This window comes from Virgibacillus ihumii (assembly GCF_902726655.1).
GTDB classification, from domain to species: domain Bacteria; phylum Bacillota; class Bacilli; order Bacillales; family Amphibacillaceae; genus Lentibacillus; species Lentibacillus ihumii.
The window spans coordinates 1,480,800-1,498,607 of record NZ_CACVAN010000001.1 but is presented as its reverse complement, the minus strand read 5'-3'; the positions used below and the strand labels follow the sequence as shown (position 1 = coordinate 1,498,607).

Annotated in this window: 18 protein-coding genes and 1 tRNA gene; 10 read left to right on the top strand and 9 right to left on the bottom strand. The window is 41.2% G+C overall.

The window, feature by feature from the left end:
* The first annotated feature begins 189 nt into the window (after nt 1-189).
* The 6 genes from tnpA (at nt 190) to HUX68_RS07505 (ending at nt 4,763) form a co-directional block, all read left to right on the top strand.
* Nucleotides 190-660, top strand: a complete 471-nt coding sequence (gene tnpA / locus HUX68_RS07530; protein WP_174613099.1) for an IS200/IS605 family transposase — start codon at nt 190-192, stop codon at nt 658-660.
* A gap of 299 nt (nt 661-959) precedes the next feature.
* Entirely contained in the window at nt 960-1,415 is a 456-nt protein-coding gene (locus HUX68_RS07525) for an 8-oxo-dGTP diphosphatase (protein ID WP_174614248.1), read from the top strand.
* 21 nt (nt 1,416-1,436) lie between these two features.
* Complete coding sequence (gene rapZ, locus HUX68_RS07520) at nt 1,437-2,324, top strand: RNase adapter RapZ (RefSeq protein ID WP_174616379.1); 888 nt, start codon at nt 1,437-1,439, stop codon at nt 2,322-2,324.
* Nucleotides 2,324-3,283 carry a gluconeogenesis factor YvcK family protein gene (locus tag HUX68_RS07515; protein WP_174614247.1) on the top strand — a complete coding sequence of 320 codons (960 nt, stop codon included), beginning with the start codon at nt 2,324-2,326 and terminating at the stop codon, nt 3,281-3,283. Before rapZ ends, HUX68_RS07515 begins: the two co-directional genes overlap by 1 nt.
* A 25-nt stretch (nt 3,284-3,308) precedes the next feature.
* Nucleotides 3,309-4,262, top strand: a complete 954-nt coding sequence (gene whiA, locus HUX68_RS07510) for a DNA-binding protein WhiA (RefSeq protein ID WP_174614246.1) — start codon at nt 3,309-3,311, stop codon at nt 4,260-4,262.
* Between the two features lie 246 nt (nt 4,263-4,508).
* Nucleotides 4,509-4,763 (top strand): HPr family phosphocarrier protein, encoded by a 255-nt coding sequence (locus tag HUX68_RS07505; protein ID WP_174614245.1) that lies wholly within the window; start codon nt 4,509-4,511, stop codon nt 4,761-4,763.
* Between the two features lie 182 nt (nt 4,764-4,945).
* On the opposite strand, the gene clpP is transcribed toward HUX68_RS07505, so the two are convergent.
* The 9 genes from clpP to HUX68_RS07460 form a co-directional block, all read right to left on the bottom strand.
* A complete protein-coding gene (clpP, locus tag HUX68_RS07500) occupies nt 4,946-5,539 on the bottom strand; it encodes an ATP-dependent Clp endopeptidase proteolytic subunit ClpP (RefSeq protein WP_174614244.1) in 594 nt (197 codons plus the stop codon).
* A 163-nt stretch (nt 5,540-5,702) separates the two neighbouring features.
* A complete protein-coding gene (locus HUX68_RS07495) occupies nt 5,703-6,314 on the bottom strand; it encodes a response regulator (protein WP_217424790.1) in 612 nt (203 codons plus the stop codon).
* Entirely contained in the window at nt 6,289-7,680 is a 1,392-nt protein-coding gene (locus tag HUX68_RS07490) for a HAMP domain-containing sensor histidine kinase (RefSeq protein WP_174614243.1), read from the bottom strand. Before HUX68_RS07490 ends, HUX68_RS07495 begins: the two co-directional genes overlap by 26 nt.
* 16 nt (nt 7,681-7,696) lie before the next feature.
* Nucleotides 7,697-8,287 carry a DUF6305 family protein gene (locus HUX68_RS07485; protein WP_174614242.1) on the bottom strand — a complete coding sequence of 197 codons (591 nt, stop codon included), beginning with the start codon at nt 8,285-8,287 and terminating at the stop codon, nt 7,697-7,699.
* A gap of 115 nt (nt 8,288-8,402) precedes the next feature.
* The gene (nikC, locus tag HUX68_RS07480) at nt 8,403-9,317 is read right to left on the bottom strand and encodes a nickel transporter permease (RefSeq protein WP_174614241.1); all 915 of its coding nucleotides are present in this window, start codon (nt 9,315-9,317) and stop codon (nt 8,403-8,405) included.
* 26 nt (nt 9,318-9,343) lie between these two features.
* The gene (locus HUX68_RS07475; RefSeq protein WP_174614240.1) at nt 9,344-10,348 is read right to left on the bottom strand and encodes an ABC transporter permease; all 1,005 of its coding nucleotides are present in this window, start codon (nt 10,346-10,348) and stop codon (nt 9,344-9,346) included.
* Nucleotides 10,349-10,429: 81 nt separating this feature from the next.
* A complete protein-coding gene (locus HUX68_RS07470; protein ID WP_174616377.1) occupies nt 10,430-12,016 on the bottom strand; it encodes an ABC transporter substrate-binding protein in 1,587 nt (528 codons plus the stop codon).
* A 65-nt stretch (nt 12,017-12,081) separates the two neighbouring features.
* Complete coding sequence (locus tag HUX68_RS07465; RefSeq protein WP_174614239.1) at nt 12,082-13,086, bottom strand: ABC transporter ATP-binding protein; 1,005 nt, start codon at nt 13,084-13,086, stop codon at nt 12,082-12,084.
* Nucleotides 13,083-14,081 carry an ABC transporter ATP-binding protein gene (locus HUX68_RS07460; protein ID WP_174614238.1) on the bottom strand — a complete coding sequence of 333 codons (999 nt, stop codon included), beginning with the start codon at nt 14,079-14,081 and terminating at the stop codon, nt 13,083-13,085. Before HUX68_RS07460 ends, HUX68_RS07465 begins: the two co-directional genes overlap by 4 nt.
* A 206-nt stretch (nt 14,082-14,287) precedes the next feature.
* On the opposite strand from HUX68_RS07460, the gene HUX68_RS07455 reads away from it, so the two are divergent.
* The 4 genes from HUX68_RS07455 (at nt 14,288) to HUX68_RS07440 (ending at nt 17,752) form a co-directional block, all read left to right on the top strand.
* Nucleotides 14,288-14,361: transfer RNA gene (locus tag HUX68_RS07455), tRNA-Arg, on the top strand.
* Nucleotides 14,362-15,089: 728 nt separating this feature from the next.
* Nucleotides 15,090-16,364 (top strand): RNA polymerase factor sigma-54, encoded by a 1,275-nt coding sequence (gene rpoN / locus HUX68_RS07450; protein WP_174614237.1) that lies wholly within the window; start codon nt 15,090-15,092, stop codon nt 16,362-16,364.
* 4 nt (nt 16,365-16,368) lie between these two features.
* Nucleotides 16,369-16,611, top strand: coding sequence for a glutaredoxin family protein (locus tag HUX68_RS07445; RefSeq protein WP_174614236.1), 243 nt, complete (start codon nt 16,369-16,371; stop codon nt 16,609-16,611).
* Between the two features lie 121 nt (nt 16,612-16,732).
* A complete protein-coding gene (locus HUX68_RS07440; protein WP_174614235.1) occupies nt 16,733-17,752 on the top strand; it encodes a sugar-binding transcriptional regulator in 1,020 nt (339 codons plus the stop codon).
* Nucleotides 17,753-17,808: the final 56 nt, after the last annotated feature.

Below are 17,808 nucleotides of genomic sequence, written 5' to 3'. Positions count from 1 at the left end.
ATAAATAAATTAGTTCTTGTGCAGGTGAATGTTATTTCACCTGCATCTTTTTGATGTCTTTGAAAACCCCTGGCTATGCCGGGGGTTCCAGAGAGCTTCCAGCGTGGGATCAAAAAAATGCCTCTCTTCATGGTAAGATAAGGTTGGTTTCCCGACCACCAAATCTCGCCATATAGGGAGGCATGTCCAATGAAGGACAAGAATAGTTTAGCACATACCCAGTGGAGATGTAAGTATCATCTTGTTTTTGCACCAAAATATAGAAGGCAAATTATATATGGAAAATATAAAAAAAGTATAGGAGAAATAATAAGGGAGCTTTGCGAAAGAAAAAATGTTGAAATCCATGAAGCAAATGCATGCAAAGATCACATTCATATGTTAGTCAGTATACCACCAAAGTTGGGTGTGTCCCAATTTATGGGATATTTAAAAGGGAAAAGTAGTTTAATGATTTTTGACCGTCACGCCAATTTAAAATATAGATATGGCAACCGCAAATTCTGGTGTCGAGGCTTCTTTGTAGATACGGTGGGAAGGAATAGAAATCAAATTCAAGAATATATACGGAATCAGCTCAGAGAAGACTATATGAGCGATCAGTTAACTTTATTTGAAGAATACGACCCTTTCACGGGGAAGAAAAATAAAAAGAAATAAGGGATTCTTTTAGAATCAGCGAGTGAGTGTGGTGCAAAAGGGAAAACCATTCAGTGGGCCTTTTAGGCCGAGGCCGGTAATAGAGGCTTTCAGCCGCAGAGCAAACCACCAGTTCACACTGGTGGTTTTGATTTTTTTGTCTTGTCCAAAGGTGTCGAACTCAAACTGATTTCATGCAAAAAGAAAGCAGATATTTTCGCATCGAAGACTTTGGGTTTAAAGATTGGCGATAAGCCAAGATTTTTAATATAATAGTAATGATGGTGAATAATCCCTCTTCAATGAGAGGTGAAACAGGAATGCAGCGTGTAACGAATTGCATATTAATAAATAATAATCATATTTTACTGTTAAAAAAACCGCGTCGGGGCTGGTATGCAATACCCGGCGGCAAGATGGAACAGGGTGAATCAATTAAAGGGTCGGTGATCAGAGAATTTTGGGAAGAAACTGATTTAAGACTGAAAAACCCTGAACTTGCCAGTGTATTTACCTTTACAGTATACAATGATATTGCATTGGTTCAGGAATGGATGATGTTTACGTTTGTATGCAGGGAATTCTCCGGTGAATTGACCGATTATTGCAATGAAGGAGAGCTGGAATGGATTCCATTTGAAGAAATCGGCAACATTCCAATGGCGGAAGGAGACCGGAAAATATTCCACCATGTATTATCATCTGATGAATTGCTGTACGGGTCATTTGTTTATACGGAGAACTATGATCTGATTGAGTATCATTTGGACCAGTAGTTTTAGGGAGGGGGAAACATGATGGCAGCAAGTGAACAGGAAACAAAATTGGTCGTTATAACAGGAATGTCCGGTGCTGGAAAAACGGTTGCAGTACAGAGTTTTGAGGATTTGGGGTATTACTGTGTTGATAATCTTCCCCCGGCATTACTTCCCAAGTTTCTGGAATTAATGCGCGATTCAACCAATAATATCCACAAAGTGGCGTTAGTGATGGATCTGCGCGGCCGCGAGTTTTTTGATTCATTGTTCGAAGCGCTTGACATTTTGGGTGAAGAAAGCTGGCTTCATGAACATATTTTGTTTCTGGATGCGAAGGATGAAGCACTTGTTACAAGATATAAAGAAACAAGACGCGCACATCCACTTGCGGTGGGCGGTCTGCCGCTCAATGGGATTCAGCAGGAGCGTCATATTCTAGATGAACTAAGGGGACGTGCGCAGCGGATTATCGATACGACTAATTTGAAGCCGAGGGAACTGCGGGATAAAATCCTCAAGGCATATACAGAAGACAAGCAGGAAATTTTCTCTGTTCATACCGTTTCATTTGGATTTAAGTACGGCATACCGATTGATGCCGATCTTGTATTTGATGTGCGTTTTTTACCAAATCCACATTATGTGCCGCATATGCAGCCTTTGACCGGGCTGAATCCAGAGGTGTCCTCTTATGTGTTTAAATGGTCTGACACCCAGAAGTTTAACGAGAAGGTTCTAGATATGCTTCAGTTTATGCTGCCGCAATATAAAAAAGAAGGTAAATCACAACTGGTAGTGGCAATCGGCTGTACGGGCGGTCAACACCGGTCAGTCGCACTTGCTGAATATTTTGCCAAGCAGCTGTCGGCAAACTACATTACCCATGTAACACATCGTGATATTGACAAAAGAAAGGGACATTTATAATGCAGAACAACGGTAAACCCAGGGTTGTCGTAATCGGTGGGGGTACAGGCATGCCAGTACTGCTAAGGGGATTGAAAAATTTACCGATTCATCTTACTGCACTTGTGACAGTGGCAGATGATGGCGGAAGTACCGGCAGGCTCCGCAATGAAATGGCAATTCCGGCACCTGGTGATATTCGTAATGTGATTGCTGCTTTATCAGATGCTGAACCAATGCTCCTGGAACTTTTTCAACATCGGTTTGCCTCAGGAAATGGTTTGTCCGGCCATTCAATGGGAAATTTATTGCTGGCTGCGATGACATCAGTTACCGGTGACTTTTATAACGGAATAAAGGAAATTTCCCGGGTATTGAATGTGAAGGGTAAAATTTATCCTATTTCCAACGAAAATATGTCCCTGCATGCAGAAATGGCAGACGGCTCGATTATTTCCGGTGAGTCAAAAATTCCGTTAGCCAATAAACGGATTGAGCGTGTATTTTTAAGCCCTCAGCCTGTGCAGCCGTTTCCGAATGCGTTGAAAGCAATCAGAAATGCGGATTTGGTTGTAATCGCACCTGGCAGCTTATACACAAGTATTTTGTCAAATTTGATTATACCGCAAGTAGATCAGGCACTGCAGCGTACAAATGGAAAAGTAGTATATGTCTGTAATGTCATGACCCAAGCGGGGGAGACAACCGACTATACAGCATCAGACCATGTGCAGGCGATCTGTAACCACATAGGTAATGAAGCGGTTGACTCGATTATTGTGCATAATGAACCAATTAATAAAAGTGTCCGGGATGTGTATGCAGAGGAAAATGCTGAACCGGTTGTCTATGATACAGACCGGTTATTGGAGATGGGGCTCCAGATTATTGAAGGAGACATCATCAATCATTCCAAATCGACACTCAGGCATGATACACATAAAATAGCAAAACTGCTTTATTCGATTATTGAGCAATAATGGTTTGACAGAAGGGGGTGGCAACTTGTCATTTGCATCGGAAATAAAAAAAGAACTTACCGGGATCGAAACGGATACTTGCTGTCAATACGCGGAACTGTCAGCACTTATTCGAATGAATGGCGTAATATCTATGTCACAGCGAAAATACACATTGGATGTACAAACGGAAAATGCTGCGATTGCCCGCCGCATTTATACATTAATCAAGAATCTGTATGATTTGCCAGTTGAATTACTTGTTCGAAAAAAAATGAAGCTGAAGAAAAATAATGTGTACATCGTACGTATAAAAGAAGGTGTAGAAAACCTTTTGACAAAGCTGGAAATTTTGCAGCAGCCGCACACGTTTGTACGGACGATTTCCAAACAGTATTTGAAAAAATCGTGTTGTCAAAAATCTTACCTGCGGGGAGCGTTTCTGGCAGGAGGCTCCATTAATAATCCGGAGACATCGTCCTATCATCTGGAAATTTTTAATGCATATGAGGAACATAATAATGCTTTGTGTAATCTATTGAACAAGTTTGATCTGCGTGCACGAAAACTGGAACGGAAAAAAGGCTATATCACATATTTGAAGGAAGCGGAGAAAATTACGGAGTTTCTGAGCATCATTGGTGCACATAACGCGTTATTTAAATTTGAGGATGTACGGATTGTTCGTGACATGCGGAATTCTGTAAACCGGCTGGTAAATTGTGAGACAGCAAATTTGAACAAAACAATTGGAGCGGCATTCCGGCAAATTGAGAATATTAAGCTGATTGAGCGGACTGTCGGACTTGAAGCATTACCGGAAAAACTGCAGGAAATTGCTGAGTTGCGTGTTAAACATCAGGATGTTTCCCTGAAGGAACTCGGTGAACTTGTATCCACCGGAAAAATATCCAAGTCGGGTGTCAATCACCGTCTGAAAAAGATAGATGAATTTGCCGATAAAATCCAATTTGACACAAAATCTTTGAAATACAAATAGGCTGGCGTATTACGAAAAATTTTTCTTTAGCAGTTAAAAAAGTATAAATACTTTCTTACTGCATAAGTGCAACTAAGGTCGTCATCTAAAGGCTTGGTGACAATCAAGTTTTCTAATGATATACTAGCGTTAATTAAATTCGAATTCATTATTATATGATAAAAGGCTACCATTATATTATATTTGGATGGCAGCCGGATTTTTAATATAATCTGTAAACGATTTCAGCAAGAAAGGATGAGGAGATTGATTGAGAAATCAGTTAAAGTTGAACTGGAAAGTGGGCTTCAGGCAAGACCGGCAGCAATGTTTGTACAGGAAGCAAACAAATTTGCATCACATATATTTCTCGAAAAGGATGGAAAACGTGTCAATGCCAAAAGCATTATGGGGTTGATGAGTTTGGCGGTAACTACTGGCGAAACAATTACACTAATGGCGGAAGGTTCCGATGAAGAACGAGCACTCGACAGCTTAACTGAATTTTGTGTGAATGATTAAAAATGTCTCTGACGTGAAGAGGCATTTTTATTTTGGTTTCAGATCATTATATGTAACGGGAGAGGATCGAATTTATCGACAGAAAGATTGGATATATTGATGGTACAGTGGCCCACAGAAGAAAATTATCGCTGTACATTAAAAAGGCTATCCCAAAACGGAATAGCCTCTGAAACATAACATTATTTCTTTTCTTTATTGTTGGTCAGGATTTTATCAATCAAGCCGTATTCCACTGATTTTTCGGCAGTCATGAAATTATCCCGGTCTGTATCACGGTCGATTACTTCCATTGGCTGACCGGTGCGCTCAGATAGAATCTGGTTGATTTTTTCACGCATTTGAATGATACGTTTTGCATGGATTTCAATATCTGTTGCTTGGCCTTGTGTACCGCCTAATGGCTGGTGAATCATTACTTCACTGTTTGGCAGTGCATATCGTTTTCCTTTTTCACCGGCGGCAAGCAGGAATGCCCCCATTGATGCTGCCATACCTGTGCAAATGGTTGATACGTCAGGTTCAATGAATTGCATCGTGTCGTAAATTGCCATACCGGCTGTAATCGAGCCACCCGGAGAGTTGATGTACAGGGAAATATCCTTATCAGGATCTTCTGCTGCCAGGAAAAGCAATTGTGCAACAATGGAATTGGAAACATTGTCATCGATACCGCTGCCCAGCATAATAATGCGGTCTTTTAATAGACGTGAGTAAATATCATATGCGCGTTCTCCACGGTTTGTCTGTTCAATGACTGTAGGTATTAAATTCATAACGTAGGGTCCTCCTTATTTCATCTTAAAATAATCCAGTTATTTTTTGGATAGTTTCATCATAACTAATAGGTCAAAAAAGGTCAAACAAAAACGTTCAACAAATTCCGCACAAAAATCACATTCTCCATCATTCCCTTTCCGTGATAATATAAACCTGCTGTCAAACAAGTTTATACGTATTTGTCGGACGGCCCTGTTTACCGTATTGTGAAATGATTTCGACTTCCCCCTGGTTTTCAAGATAGTATAAATACCGGTGGACTGTCTGGTAGGCAATGGGCAATGCCTGTTGAATTTCCTTAATCGATGACGGAGCATCCTGATGTACAAGATAATTTTTAATCGAGTTCAAGGTAGTTTTCCGTATACCTTTTTCAACAAAAACATTCTCTTTTTCGGCTGTCAGCCTGGCGATTTTTAAATTAATGCGGATCCGTGAAATAAGATCAGGTGCTTTAATTGGTTTGAGGGCAAAGTCGGTGGCCCCCGCCTGCAAAAATGTGTTGGCAATTTCCTGTCGTTCATCAACTGTTAAAATAATGATTGGCGTATTTTCGTCAATGTTGCGCAGTTCTTTCGTTGCTTTTAATCCATCCCAATCCGGCATATGATAGTCAAGCAGAACAAGGTCAGGCTGCATCTTTTCGAATAATTCCGCCCCCTCTTTTCCGGTGCTTCCTTCGACGACGTCCCAGTCAGCCGATTTGCAAATCTCTGTGAGTGTGAAGCGAATGTCTTCATTATCATCAACTATTAATATGGTAATACTCATCGGTATTTTCACCTGCTTTACTGATAGGTAATTTAATATTCAGTTGTGTATGGTTTCCAGGAATACTTTTGATGTCAATTGTGCCATGATGGTTTTCTATGACGCGTTTCACAAATGAAAGTCCCAATCCGGATGAATTTCTGGTACTGAATCCTTCTTTCCAGATTTCCTTCAAATGGGCCGAATCGATACCAGGTCCATTATCCTGGATTCTTATTAAAATTCTTGTATCTATACTTTTGACAGTGATGTGGATATATCCTGCTTTTCCGTCGAATGAATGGATGGCATTTTCCAGTATGTTGGAGATCGCCCTGGAAAAACGGATTTTGTTCACAACAATATACGGTAAACTTTCATCCAGATCGATAATTAATTCTACCTGCTGCTCATTCATATTAAGGTGGCTTGTTACATACTCGAGCAATTCTTTGACAGATAACTTCTGTTTCATTTGATCATGAAGAATTTCGGAAATCATGTCCTTCATCTTTGAAATGGAACGATCAATTCTGTTGACATAATTTTTCAGTGAATGGTCATTTTTTGCCTGCATTTTCATCTGAATGAGTGAGATTAACCCTTCGACCGTAACCAGTGGTGTTTTCAAATCGTGAACCAGCATATTTACTTCCTCATGAACTTTAGAGTCGACAAGTGCGGAGCGTGTTTTCTGCAATACCTCTCCCTGAACCTGAAATTTCCGCAATGTATCAATCTGTTTATTAAAAAGGTGACTCAGCAATGTAACGGAAATTGCAATTGTTAGAAACACACTGAAAAAGACGGTTGCCAAAGTGTTGAACAAGTTGTTTCCTGTGAGATAACTGTCAGCAATTTTAATGCTTGCCGCCAAATCATTCGAACCGGCTCCAAATCCCGTCAGTGCCGGAATAAGCTGCATCCACTGTACAGCCAGCAGAACCAGAAATAATATAATGGAAAAAATAAAATAAAAATGTTTATGCTTTGGTATATATTGCAGCAGGAAAATAATGATGCCGATTGTCAGGAAATACCCCAAATATGAAAAGTGCTCTAAATAAATTTGATTAAAGATTGTTAAACTCAGCAAGACAGTACCAATGTAGGCAAAGGACCATGACAAGGTTGTCAACTTTTTCCGAAAGGGCTGTAAAATAAGCATGGAACCGAAATAGATCAGATAAAAGGTCAGCATGTATTTAGCGATATAAATAAAAGAAGTAATCAGGAGTAATCCACTGTCATGATCGATAATGCTGGTCTGGATATTAGTGGTAATTAATTCCGACCAGTCATTCAGAAAGGATGGAAGAATCAGTCCGTAAAAAATCAGTAATGTGCCAATGCAAGCCGTTAACACGTATTGTTTTTTTCGGATCATTGGAGAATCAGCCTTTCTATCGAAAAATGGCATTGAATGGTACTGACAAATCTTCCAAATCATTTACAAGTGTGACAGGAATATGATGTTTTCGCAGTTTACGAATCTGTTTTGCTTTATTTTTCGTGTTTTTTAACCCAATGAAGTAATCAGCGTATGGTGCGGTCATCTCAAATAATTTTATCGTTCGGTTATCATCACGAAATAATCCGGAAATGTTGATCAAAACAACAGGGAGGCTGTTGTTCTCAGCTGCGTTAAGCAGTTTCTTTGTCCGGGCGATTTCCTCCTGAAATGATCGGTTGGTTTGTGTTAAACCGTTTGCACTGTACCCGAGCATGATAACCACACTGTTGTAGTCATACAGGTCTGACCCTAATGCCCTGGGGCGGTAGTCCGCTTCAAGGTTCAGGCTGTCAGCTATTTTTAGGAGAATACTTCCCTCTGGTGCCTGTCCGGTGGAAGTAATCAGTATTTTTTCCGTACCGATTGGTGCAGGCAGATTTGGATACGTATTAAAATGTTCCGATTGTGTTTCATTGATGGAGATGAAGCATAATACGAATACAAAGGTTAAACAGACAGCTATAGGAATGTACCGTTTCACTGCAAATCGCTCCCTGGCAGAAGGATTGGAAAAACTCGGCATTTGCCAAGCTAAAAAAGATAAGGCAAATACAACTGCATTTACCTTATCTTACTACACTTTTTTAAAATTGTAATTATTCCTTTAATCGTGGGTCTAAAGCATCACGTAATCCATCGCCAAATAAGTTGAACCCGAGCACCACGAGAAAAATTGCAATTCCGGGGAAGGCTACGACCCATGGAGCATTCTGCAATGCCGCGCGTCCGTCACTGAGCATCGCACCCCATTCGGGAGTAGGCGGCTGAGCTCCGAGCCCTAGAAAACTTAATCCGGCTGCATCAAGTATTGCTGTACCTACACTCAGGGTAGCCTGGACAATAATCGGTGCCAGACAATTAGGCAGCACATGCTGCATCAGTACCCGGCCATTTTTTGCACCGATTGCTTTGGCGGCCTCAATGTATTCGGTTTCTTTGACCGACAGAACCGCTGACCGGACAATTCTTGCAAATTGCGGGATTCCAACAATCCCGACGGCAATCATCGCATTCTGGAGGCTTGGTCCCAAGACGGCAACGAGTGCAATTGCCAAGAGGATACTTGGAAAAGCCATTAGGATATCAACGAGACGCATGATAATCTGATCAATCCATTTTCCGAAATAACCGGCAATTCCGCCAAGAAGTACACCGATGATCATCGAAATAGCTACGGTAAACACGCCAATCTGGATGGAAATGCGTGTACCGTATACGATTCTGCTGAAAATATCCCTGCCGAGTGCATCTGTCCCCAGGAAATGCTCAGCAGATGGCGGCTGATAGCGATCGGTAATGGATTCATAGGACGTTGGGCTGTGTGTCGCGATTAAAGGTGCAAAAATAGCAGTTACAATTAAAAGAAGGATGATACACAGCCCGATTAGTGATGTTTTACTTTTTATGAGCCGGAAAAAAACGTCTTTCCATAGGCTGCTTTTCTTTTGCTGCACAAGTTCATCGGCAGGTACTGCATCGGTATCCCGGACAGAGTTTGGCTGCAATTCCATTGAAAGCACATCCTTTCATTAAAGTATCAATCATAGCTGATTCTCGGATCAAAATATTTGTAAAGCAGATCGGTGATCAGATTCACTAATACAAAAATCGTTGCAATTACTAAAATAGTGCTCTGAACGACGGTAAAGTCACGGCCCAAAACGGCCAGATACACATAGCGCCCGACACCAGGCCATGAAAAGATGGTCTCAGTCAGTACGGCACCGCCAAGCAATAGGCCAAATTGCAGGCCGATGACGGTTAGAACAGGCAGAAAGGCGTTTTTTAAGGCATGCTGAAAAATAATTAAATGTTTTTTCAACCCTTTTGCATCTGCTGTCCGGATATAATCCTGTTTCATTACTTCCAGCATGCTTGACCGCGTCATACGCGCAATGATGGCCATCGGAATAGTTCCAAGTGCAATTCCTGGCATCAGCAGATGGAAGAAGGCATCTTTAAAGGCAACCCAGTTCCAGGTTAAAATGCTGTCCAGCAAAAAGAAGTTTGTAATGGTATTCAGTTCTATACCAGAAGATAATCTTCCGGATGGCGGCATAAGCTGAAGCTGAACGGAAAAAAATAAAATCATCATCAGACCCAGCCAGAAAATCGGCATCGAAACACCAAATAGGGCTCCCGTCATACTCAGATTGTCAAACCATGAATATTGTTTGACTGCCGCAATTACTCCGGCTGTCACACCTACAACTACCGCAAGAATCATCGCGAAGATGGTCAGTTCAATTGTAGCTGGCAATTTGTGCATTAATTGAATGGCGATATCTTCTTTTGATTGTATGGACTGACCGAGATCCCCCTGTAAAATATCGCCTAAAAATCGGCCATATTGTACAACGTAAGGGTCATTCAATCCCAGTTCCGCTCTGAGTGCTTCCAGTTGTGCTTCGGTTGCTTTATTGCCAAGCATACTTTTAGCCGGATCACCGGGGATAAGATGAATCAGGGAAAAGGTAAGGATGGAGACACCGAGCAGCACGGGAATAAGCATGAATATTCGTTTTACAATGTATTGGAGCATCAGTATACCTCCCGTCTTATATGTACAAAAATGGAGTGATTACCGGGAACTGCTGTATCAAGTCAGCCCCCGGTATTATTTTTACTTCTTAATATCCAAAAGATTAAATGGCTCACTTCCGGTAGGGTGTGGTGTATAATTGACAACTTTCTTGCTTGCTGCAAGCGGTGGTGTCGTATGTGCAATCGGGAACCATGGTGCATCTTCATGAATGATTTCCTGTGCCTTCATGTAGTACTCAATCCGTTTCTCCTGGTTCATTTCGGTTTGAGCAGCTTTTAACAAGTCATGAACTTCATCATTTTTATAGAAAGCAATATTTCCTGCAGAGCCTTTTTTCGCATTGTCTTTATCAAGTAATACATACAGGAAATTATCAGGATCACCATTATCACCGGTCCAGCCTAAGAATGCCATATCATGTTTGCCGTCTTCGGTCAGTGCCAGGTGTGTATCCCAGTCACTTTCAATAATTTCAACATTAATGTTCACTTTTTTAAGCATCTGCTGAATTGCTTGTGCAGTCAGTTTCGGCTGTGGTAAATATGGTCTCGGATTTGCCATGATGTGCAAAGAAGTGTCAAAACCATCCGGATAGCCTGCTTCAGCTAGCAGTGTCTTTGCTTTTTCGACATCATAGCCGTAATCTTCAATTTCATCATTGTAACCCCAAAGTGAAGGCGGAATTGGATTTTTAGCCGGCTTTCCAATGCCTTCAAATAAAGTCATCAATTCTTCCTTGTCGATCGCCCAGTTAATAGCCTGACGTACTTTCTTGCTGGACATTGGTCCTTTTTTGCTCGTATTCATCGCCATGTAGCTTATATTCATGGAAGGTCTGCGGATAATTTTCAGGTTTTCATCATTTTCCGCTGTTTCAATGTCCTGCGGATTCAGACCGGTCATCAGATCAATTGAGCCTGCCTGCAACTCCAGGAATCGTGCTCCATTATCCGGGATGGTCCGGAAAATCACCTTATCCACGTTGGCTACTTTACCAAAATAGTCCTCATTTTTTGTTAAGGTAATCGTGTCATCCGGAATCCACTCTTGAAATACAAACGGACCTGTTCCAACCGGATTTTTAAAGTAATTTTCACCATGTTTTTTAATGGCGTCCGGACTTGCAATACCAAATGGCGGCATTGCTAGTGTCTGAAGGAATGGTGCGTTAGGTTCTGAGAGAGTGATTTTTATTTCGTATTTATCGGTTGCTTCGACTTTTTCAATAATTCCTCCAAGGTCATCTTTGGTTGCACCGAACATGTAGCCGTAGTAAATATATTCCCCTGACGATGCCCAGCGCTCAAAATTGAACACGACATCTTTTGCTGTGAAATCTGTTCCATCATGGAATTTGACACCTTCACGAAGCTGGAATGTCCAGACGAGTCCATCCTTGCTGACTTTCCATTCTGTCGCCAGGGCAGGCTGAACTTCGGTTCCTTCCACTTTATATCTTACAAGCGGATCATAAATCTGGTTGGTGACATAGATTGATTCGCCGTCGGTAACTTTAGATGGGTCCAATTGAATGGAATCGGCACCACGACCAAAGACAAGTGTTTTTTCATCGTTGGATTCATCAGCGGATGATCCACTGTCACCGGAAGCGCTGCTGCTGGATCCGGTACCGGCATCCTGTGTACATGCAGCCAGAACAAACATTACCGTAAAAAGCAAAGATAACAGAAACAATAACTTACGATTTTTCACAATAAATCCTCCTTCAGTTAAGTAGTTGTTTGGCCGGTATTTTCTTCCATCACCTCCTTAGCGAAGTGACAGGCGGCCATTTGCCCGTTTTCAGACACTTGTTTCAGCGCCGGTTTCTGTGTCCGGCAAATTTCTTCAGCAAATGGACAGCGTGTATGGAATTTACAGCCCTCAGGCGGATTTGCAGGTGAAGGCAAGTCACCTGACAATATAATTTGTTTCTTTTCCCGATGAGGATTTGCCTCCGGAACAGCTGATAATAATGCCTGTGTATATGGATGTTTTGGATTTTGGTAAACCTCATCCACTTTACCGATTTCGGCGAGTTCACCGAGATACATGACGGCAACGCGATCACTGATATGGTGAACAACACTTAAGTCATGCGCAATGAAAATATATGTCAGGTTGAATTCGTCCTGCAGGTCCTCCATCAAATTGATGACCTGAGCCTGAATGGAAACGTCCAGTGCGGAGACAGGCTCGTCACAAATGACCAGTTCCGGATCAAGCGCGAGGGATCTGGCAATCCCAATCCTTTGGCGCTGACCACCGCTGAATTCGTGTGGATAGCGTTGTTTGTGATAGGAACTGAGTCCAACAACATCAAGCAGCCTATTCAGCTTTTTCTGCTGTTCCTTCCTGGGTATTTGGAAAATTTTCATCGGTTCTGTTATTGTTTGCTCAATCGTTTTACGCGGATTTAACGATGCGTATGGATCCTGAAAAATAATCTGCATATCCCGTCGCAGTTTACGCAGTTTTTCACCACGAAACGAGGTGATATTTTCCCCTTTGTAGTAAATTTCGCCGTCTGTTGGTTCCAACAATTTCAGCATAACTCTTCCGGCAGTTGATTTACCGCATCCGCTTTCTCCGACAAGTCCGAGGGTTTCCCCGGATTGGATGGAAAAAGATACACCATCCACAGCTTTTAAGACGGGTTGCGTTCTTGATAAGGGATTTTTCTTTTTTAATGGAAAATGTTTTTTTATGTTGTTGACTTCCAGTAATGTACTCATGTTGATACCGCCTTTTTGGAATCTTCGTAAAGCAAACAGCGAACATAATGATCATCCTCGACTTCCCGCAAATCAGGATCGATTGTCAGACAGCTTTCCATCGCATGCCTGCATCTCGGGGCAAAACTGCATCCTTTGGGAAGTGCCCTTAAGTCCGGCGGATTTCCATCAATTGCCTCAAGTTGCTGTTTCTCAGCAGTTATTTTCGGTATTGAATTCATCAGTCCCAAAGTATACGGATGCTTCCCATAATCAAATAAGTGCTTGGTTTCTGCGTATTCCGCAGGTTTACCGGAATACATAACCATGACACGGTCACATACCTCCGCAACTACACCAAGGTCATGTGTAATCATGACAACTGCCATGTTGAGTTCTTTTTGCATGCGTTTGAACAGATCAAGAATCTGTGCCTGAATCGTCACATCAAGTGCTGTTGTAGGTTCATCCGCAATTAAAAGGGAAGGGTTGCATGATAATGCCATTGCAATCATAACCCGCTGTCTCATGCCGCCGCTGAACTCATGCGGGTAGTTCCGTAACCGTTTTTTAGGGTCGGGGATGCCGACAAGCTCCAATAGTTCCAGGGCTCGATCTTTTGCTTGCCGCTTGTTCATTTTTTCATGCGCCAGAATGGTTTCAATCATTTGTTTTTCAACGGTAAAGACAGGATTCAGTGAGGTCATCGGATCCTGAAATACCATAGCAATTTCTTTACCGCGGATTTGGCGCATCTCCCTGGTTGATTTGTTGAACAGGTTTTCACCTTTAAAATTTATTTCACCATCCACAATTTTTCCTGGCGGGGAAGGGATAAGACCAAGTATAGACAATGCTGTGATGCTTTTCCCTGAACCGGATTCACCTACAATTCCGAGTGTTTCGCCGGGGTTGACGGTAAAATTAACACCATCAACAGCTTTAACAACACCGGACTTGGTGAAGAAATGTGTATGCAGATTTTTTACTTGAAGGAGTGGTTCATCCTTGTCCATTTGCAGCCTCCTTTTTGCTGTATTAAAAATAATTTGACTGTTTTGAATTCATGTACAGTATACATTGTTAAAATAATTTTTGGGGTTTTTCTCTTTTTTCTCAAAAATAATAAAATTGGAAAATAATATTTTGGGGAATATATTTTGATAAAAAGCTTGTTTATCTGAAAAAGTGACGTTATAATATTCATTGTGTGATTTTGTTTGCGCCCATAGCTCAGCTGGATAGAGCACTGGTTTCCGGTACCAGGAGTCGGGGGTTCGAATCCCTCTGGGCGCGTTAATTTATTTAAAAATAAGGTTTTTAAATGAATAAGCCATTCGGAAAGCTCACGGTTTTAACCACGGTTTTTAATTGTATATACTTGACGCATCAAGCCCTCTTTTCGTTACTTTACGGTAGCGGGAAGGGGGTTTTTGTATTGGCAGGTTATTAACTTTGTCTAATTGGTTCATTGCACGGTATTACTTATTTATATTAATAATTTCAGGAACAGAGATATATAATGCAGTAATTAATCTGATAAATAGTTCTGGGAAGGGAATGACTTTATGGCTAACCCAAAAAACATTTTTAATAGCAACTCACCCATCGTAACAGTCGAAGTTAATAAGTGTTGTGATTGGCTGGGTTTTTCTTATTCAAATAAAGGTTGGCATTACTTATGTGCAACAATAAAGAAATTTATTAATAATCCGAATATTAAATACAATAAATCTTTACTAAAAGCATATTACCAAGCCTCCAATCCTAAGTATATTCAAACAATATGGGGAGTGGGCTACCGGTTTAAAAAATAATATGGGATTATAAAAGCGAAGTTCATAAAGAGCTTCGTTTTTTTACATCTAAAAATATTTTTTAACTGAACTGCCTTTATTATATACCCTCATGATGGAAAATAATGTGATATTTATCAATACATGACGGCATGATGAAAACATTTATATATGGGATGAGTTTTTCCGGATTATATGGCAAAATAGAAAGAGGATGGAGGGATCAGGATGAAGCAGAAGCTGAATTTAGAACAATCATTAAAGATGAAGATGAATCAGTCCTTGTTACAGTCGATTAATCTGCTTCAGTATACAGGACTGGAAATGGTTGAGTATATCAGCCAGCTTTCCAAGGAAAACCCTCTGATCGAAGAAGTGAATTATGACTATGAAATATATAACTATCAAACTTCCAATGCCGGACAGACATCCATTGGGGAAATGAACGCCAAAACACTGACAATGTATGAACAATTAAAAAGTCAATTGTACACGCTGGAAATACCCGAAGATCTGAAAGATGCAGTTTTATTTGGTATTGATTCTCTGGATGAGGATGGATATCTTGATATTGATCTGTCGTTATGGGCTGAACAATGCGGTATGACTATAGATGAAACTAGTGAGGCTTTGAGGTATATCCAGGCACTTGAACCGGCAGGAATAGGTGCGCGGAGCCTGAAGGAATGTATTCTGCTGCAACTGAATGATTCAACCAGTGTTGCATATAAATTGCTGGACGAGTATATGGAGTTGGTGGCAGGCGAGGATATCACTGAAATTTGCAGCGCGTTGGGGACCACGGAAGAAGAAGCGGTTCAGGCCATCGAGCAGATAAAATTGTGCCATCCCAGGCCGGGTCAGCTTTTGTCGGATAATAGAGCCGATTATATCATACCGGAAGCAACCATTTATGAAGAAGAAGGTACTTGGAAGATCTCTTTCTTTAAATGGAATTCCCCTGTTATCGAGGTGAATCAGGAATATGTGAATTTTCAAACGGAGGAAAAAGAAGCAGCAGCATTTCTGAAGGAAAAATTAAATCAGGTGAACTGGTTGAAAAAAGCGATTTCCTATCGATCAGACACGTTGGAAAGGGTTATTAGCAAGATTGTCGAGAAGCAGCAGTTATATCTCGAGCATGGACCGTTTATGATGCAGCCATTGACATTGAAAGAGATAGCAGTCGAGCTTGACTTGCATATATCAACGGTAAGCCGTGCCATCACCAATAAATATGTACAGACAAAGCATGGTGTGCTGCCGTTGAAATTCTTTTTGCAATCCGGAGTCAGACAACAGGACGGAAATCAGACATCATCATTTGTCATAAAGCAAATCATTCATGAACTTATTCAGCATGAAAGTAAAAATAAGCCATTGTCTGATCAGAAAATAAAGGATCGGCTGCAGAAGGAATTTGGAATTACCGCAGCTCGCAGAACGATTATGAAGTATCGTGAACAACTCGGATTCCCTTCTTCCAACAAGCGAAAGGGGTAGAAACATGCGAAAATTAATATTTTATACAAAAGAAAACTGTCCATTATGTGAAAATGCCGAAGTGTTGTTGGATTTATTGCGAAGTGAGTATCTGTTTGAACTGGAGGAAAGGGATATCTATACGAATGATGCGTGGCTGGAAGAATATCAGTTGGCGATACCAGTTGTGCAAATAAATGATATCACGCTTGTTTGTGAACAAATCAACTATGAATCGCTTGAGAAAGCATTACAGGAAACAAAATAATTGAATAATGCGGAATGTATGATACAATAATAGTTGATGAAGTTGTTTATATTTTTTTGACAGCTGCGGGACATAATTTATATACGCGGGACAAAATCGTCCGGAAAAGGAGTTTTTTTGGATGTGGGACTTAATCGAAATACAGAAGAAATTATATCCTGATTTGCTGGAAATTATGCAGCGGCGCTATATAATCCTGCAGCAAATTGAACTGCTTCAGCCGATTGGCCGGCGGAGTCTTGCTGATAACACGGAATATACCGAGCGTTTTGTGCGCGGTGAAGTGGATTTTCTTCAGGACCAGGGTCTGATTAATGTGACCGCAAAAGGAATGCAAATAACAAAAGCGGGAAAATTAGTAACTGACCAGTTGTCGATATTTATGCATGAAGCAATGGGGCTGAGTGTTTTAGAAAAACAACTAAGGGAAAAATTACAACTGAATGAAGTAATCATCGTCCCCGGAAACAGTGATGAGCAGGAATGGGTAAAACAGGAGATGGGTAAAGACTGTATTTCCCGCCTGAAGGAAAAAACGCAGCCGGGTATGACAATTGCAGTCACCGGTGGAACAACGATGGCTGCAGCAGCGGAGATGATGACCCCGTTTGACTATGCAAAGGATTGCCAGTTTGTACCGGCCAGGGGAGGGATTGGTGAGAAAGAAGAAAATCAGGCCAATACGATTGCCGCGAGAATGGCGAGGCAGGCAAATGGTTCGTACAGGCTGTTATACGTACCCGATCCCATAAGTGAATCTTCTTATCAGACTATGATAGAAGAACCGTCAATTAAAGGGACATTGCAGCTGATTAAGAGTGCCGGCATTGTTTTGCATGGAATCGGTGACGCGTTGACGATGGCTGAACGCCGGAAGACACCAAAAGATGTTTTTAAAAAACTGCAAGCTGCGAACGCAGTAAGTGAAGCATTCGGTTATTATTTTGATAAGCAGGGTGATGTCGTCCATAAAGTCCGTACAATCGGTATTCAGCTGGATGATCTTACCGAAGCTGAGCAGGTAATCACTATTGCCGGCGGAAAGTCAAAAGCCAATGCAATCGCGTCTTATTTTAAAAAAGGAAACAGTGATTTACTGATTACGGATGAGGCAGCTGCAGAGGAGATTTTGAAGGATTAAAAGAGAGTTTAAACGTAAGGCACTAAGATTGTTGTAAAACCTTGGTGATATGCCAA

Excerpts from the sequence above, each read along its gene's own strand:
- HUX68_RS07490 (WP_174614243.1), bottom strand. The coding sequence starts at position 7,680 with ATGATCCGAAAAAAACAATACGTGTTAACGGCTTGCATTGGCACATTA.
- tnpA (WP_174613099.1), top strand. The coding sequence starts at position 190 with ATGAAGGACAAGAATAGTTTAGCACATACCCAGTGGAGATGTAAGTAT.
- HUX68_RS07525 (WP_174614248.1), top strand. The coding sequence starts at position 960 with ATGCAGCGTGTAACGAATTGCATATTAATAAATAATAATCATATTTTA.
- rpoN (WP_174614237.1), top strand. The coding sequence starts at position 15,090 with ATGAAGCAGAAGCTGAATTTAGAACAATCATTAAAGATGAAGATGAAT.
- HUX68_RS07470 (WP_174616377.1), bottom strand. The coding sequence starts at position 12,016 with ATGTTTGTTCTGGCTGCATGTACACAGGATGCCGGTACCGGATCCAGC.
- HUX68_RS07460 (WP_174614238.1), bottom strand. The coding sequence starts at position 14,081 with ATGGACAAGGATGAACCACTCCTTCAAGTAAAAAATCTGCATACACAT.
- HUX68_RS07515 (WP_174614247.1), top strand. The coding sequence starts at position 2,324 with ATGCAGAACAACGGTAAACCCAGGGTTGTCGTAATCGGTGGGGGTACA.
- HUX68_RS07475 (WP_174614240.1), bottom strand. The coding sequence starts at position 10,348 with ATGCTCCAATACATTGTAAAACGAATATTCATGCTTATTCCCGTGCTG.
- HUX68_RS07465 (WP_174614239.1), bottom strand. The coding sequence starts at position 13,086 with ATGAGTACATTACTGGAAGTCAACAACATAAAAAAACATTTTCCATTA.
- nikC (WP_174614241.1), bottom strand. The coding sequence starts at position 9,317 with ATGGAATTGCAGCCAAACTCTGTCCGGGATACCGATGCAGTACCTGCC.
- HUX68_RS07445 (WP_174614236.1), top strand. The coding sequence starts at position 16,369 with ATGCGAAAATTAATATTTTATACAAAAGAAAACTGTCCATTATGTGAA.
- HUX68_RS07440 (WP_174614235.1), top strand. The coding sequence starts at position 16,733 with ATGTGGGACTTAATCGAAATACAGAAGAAATTATATCCTGATTTGCTG.
- clpP (WP_174614244.1), bottom strand. The coding sequence starts at position 5,539 with ATGAATTTAATACCTACAGTCATTGAACAGACAAACCGTGGAGAACGC.
- rapZ (WP_174616379.1), top strand. The coding sequence starts at position 1,437 with ATGGCAGCAAGTGAACAGGAAACAAAATTGGTCGTTATAACAGGAATG.
- HUX68_RS07495 (WP_217424790.1), bottom strand. The coding sequence starts at position 6,314 with ATGAGTATTACCATATTAATAGTTGATGATAATGAAGACATTCGCTTC.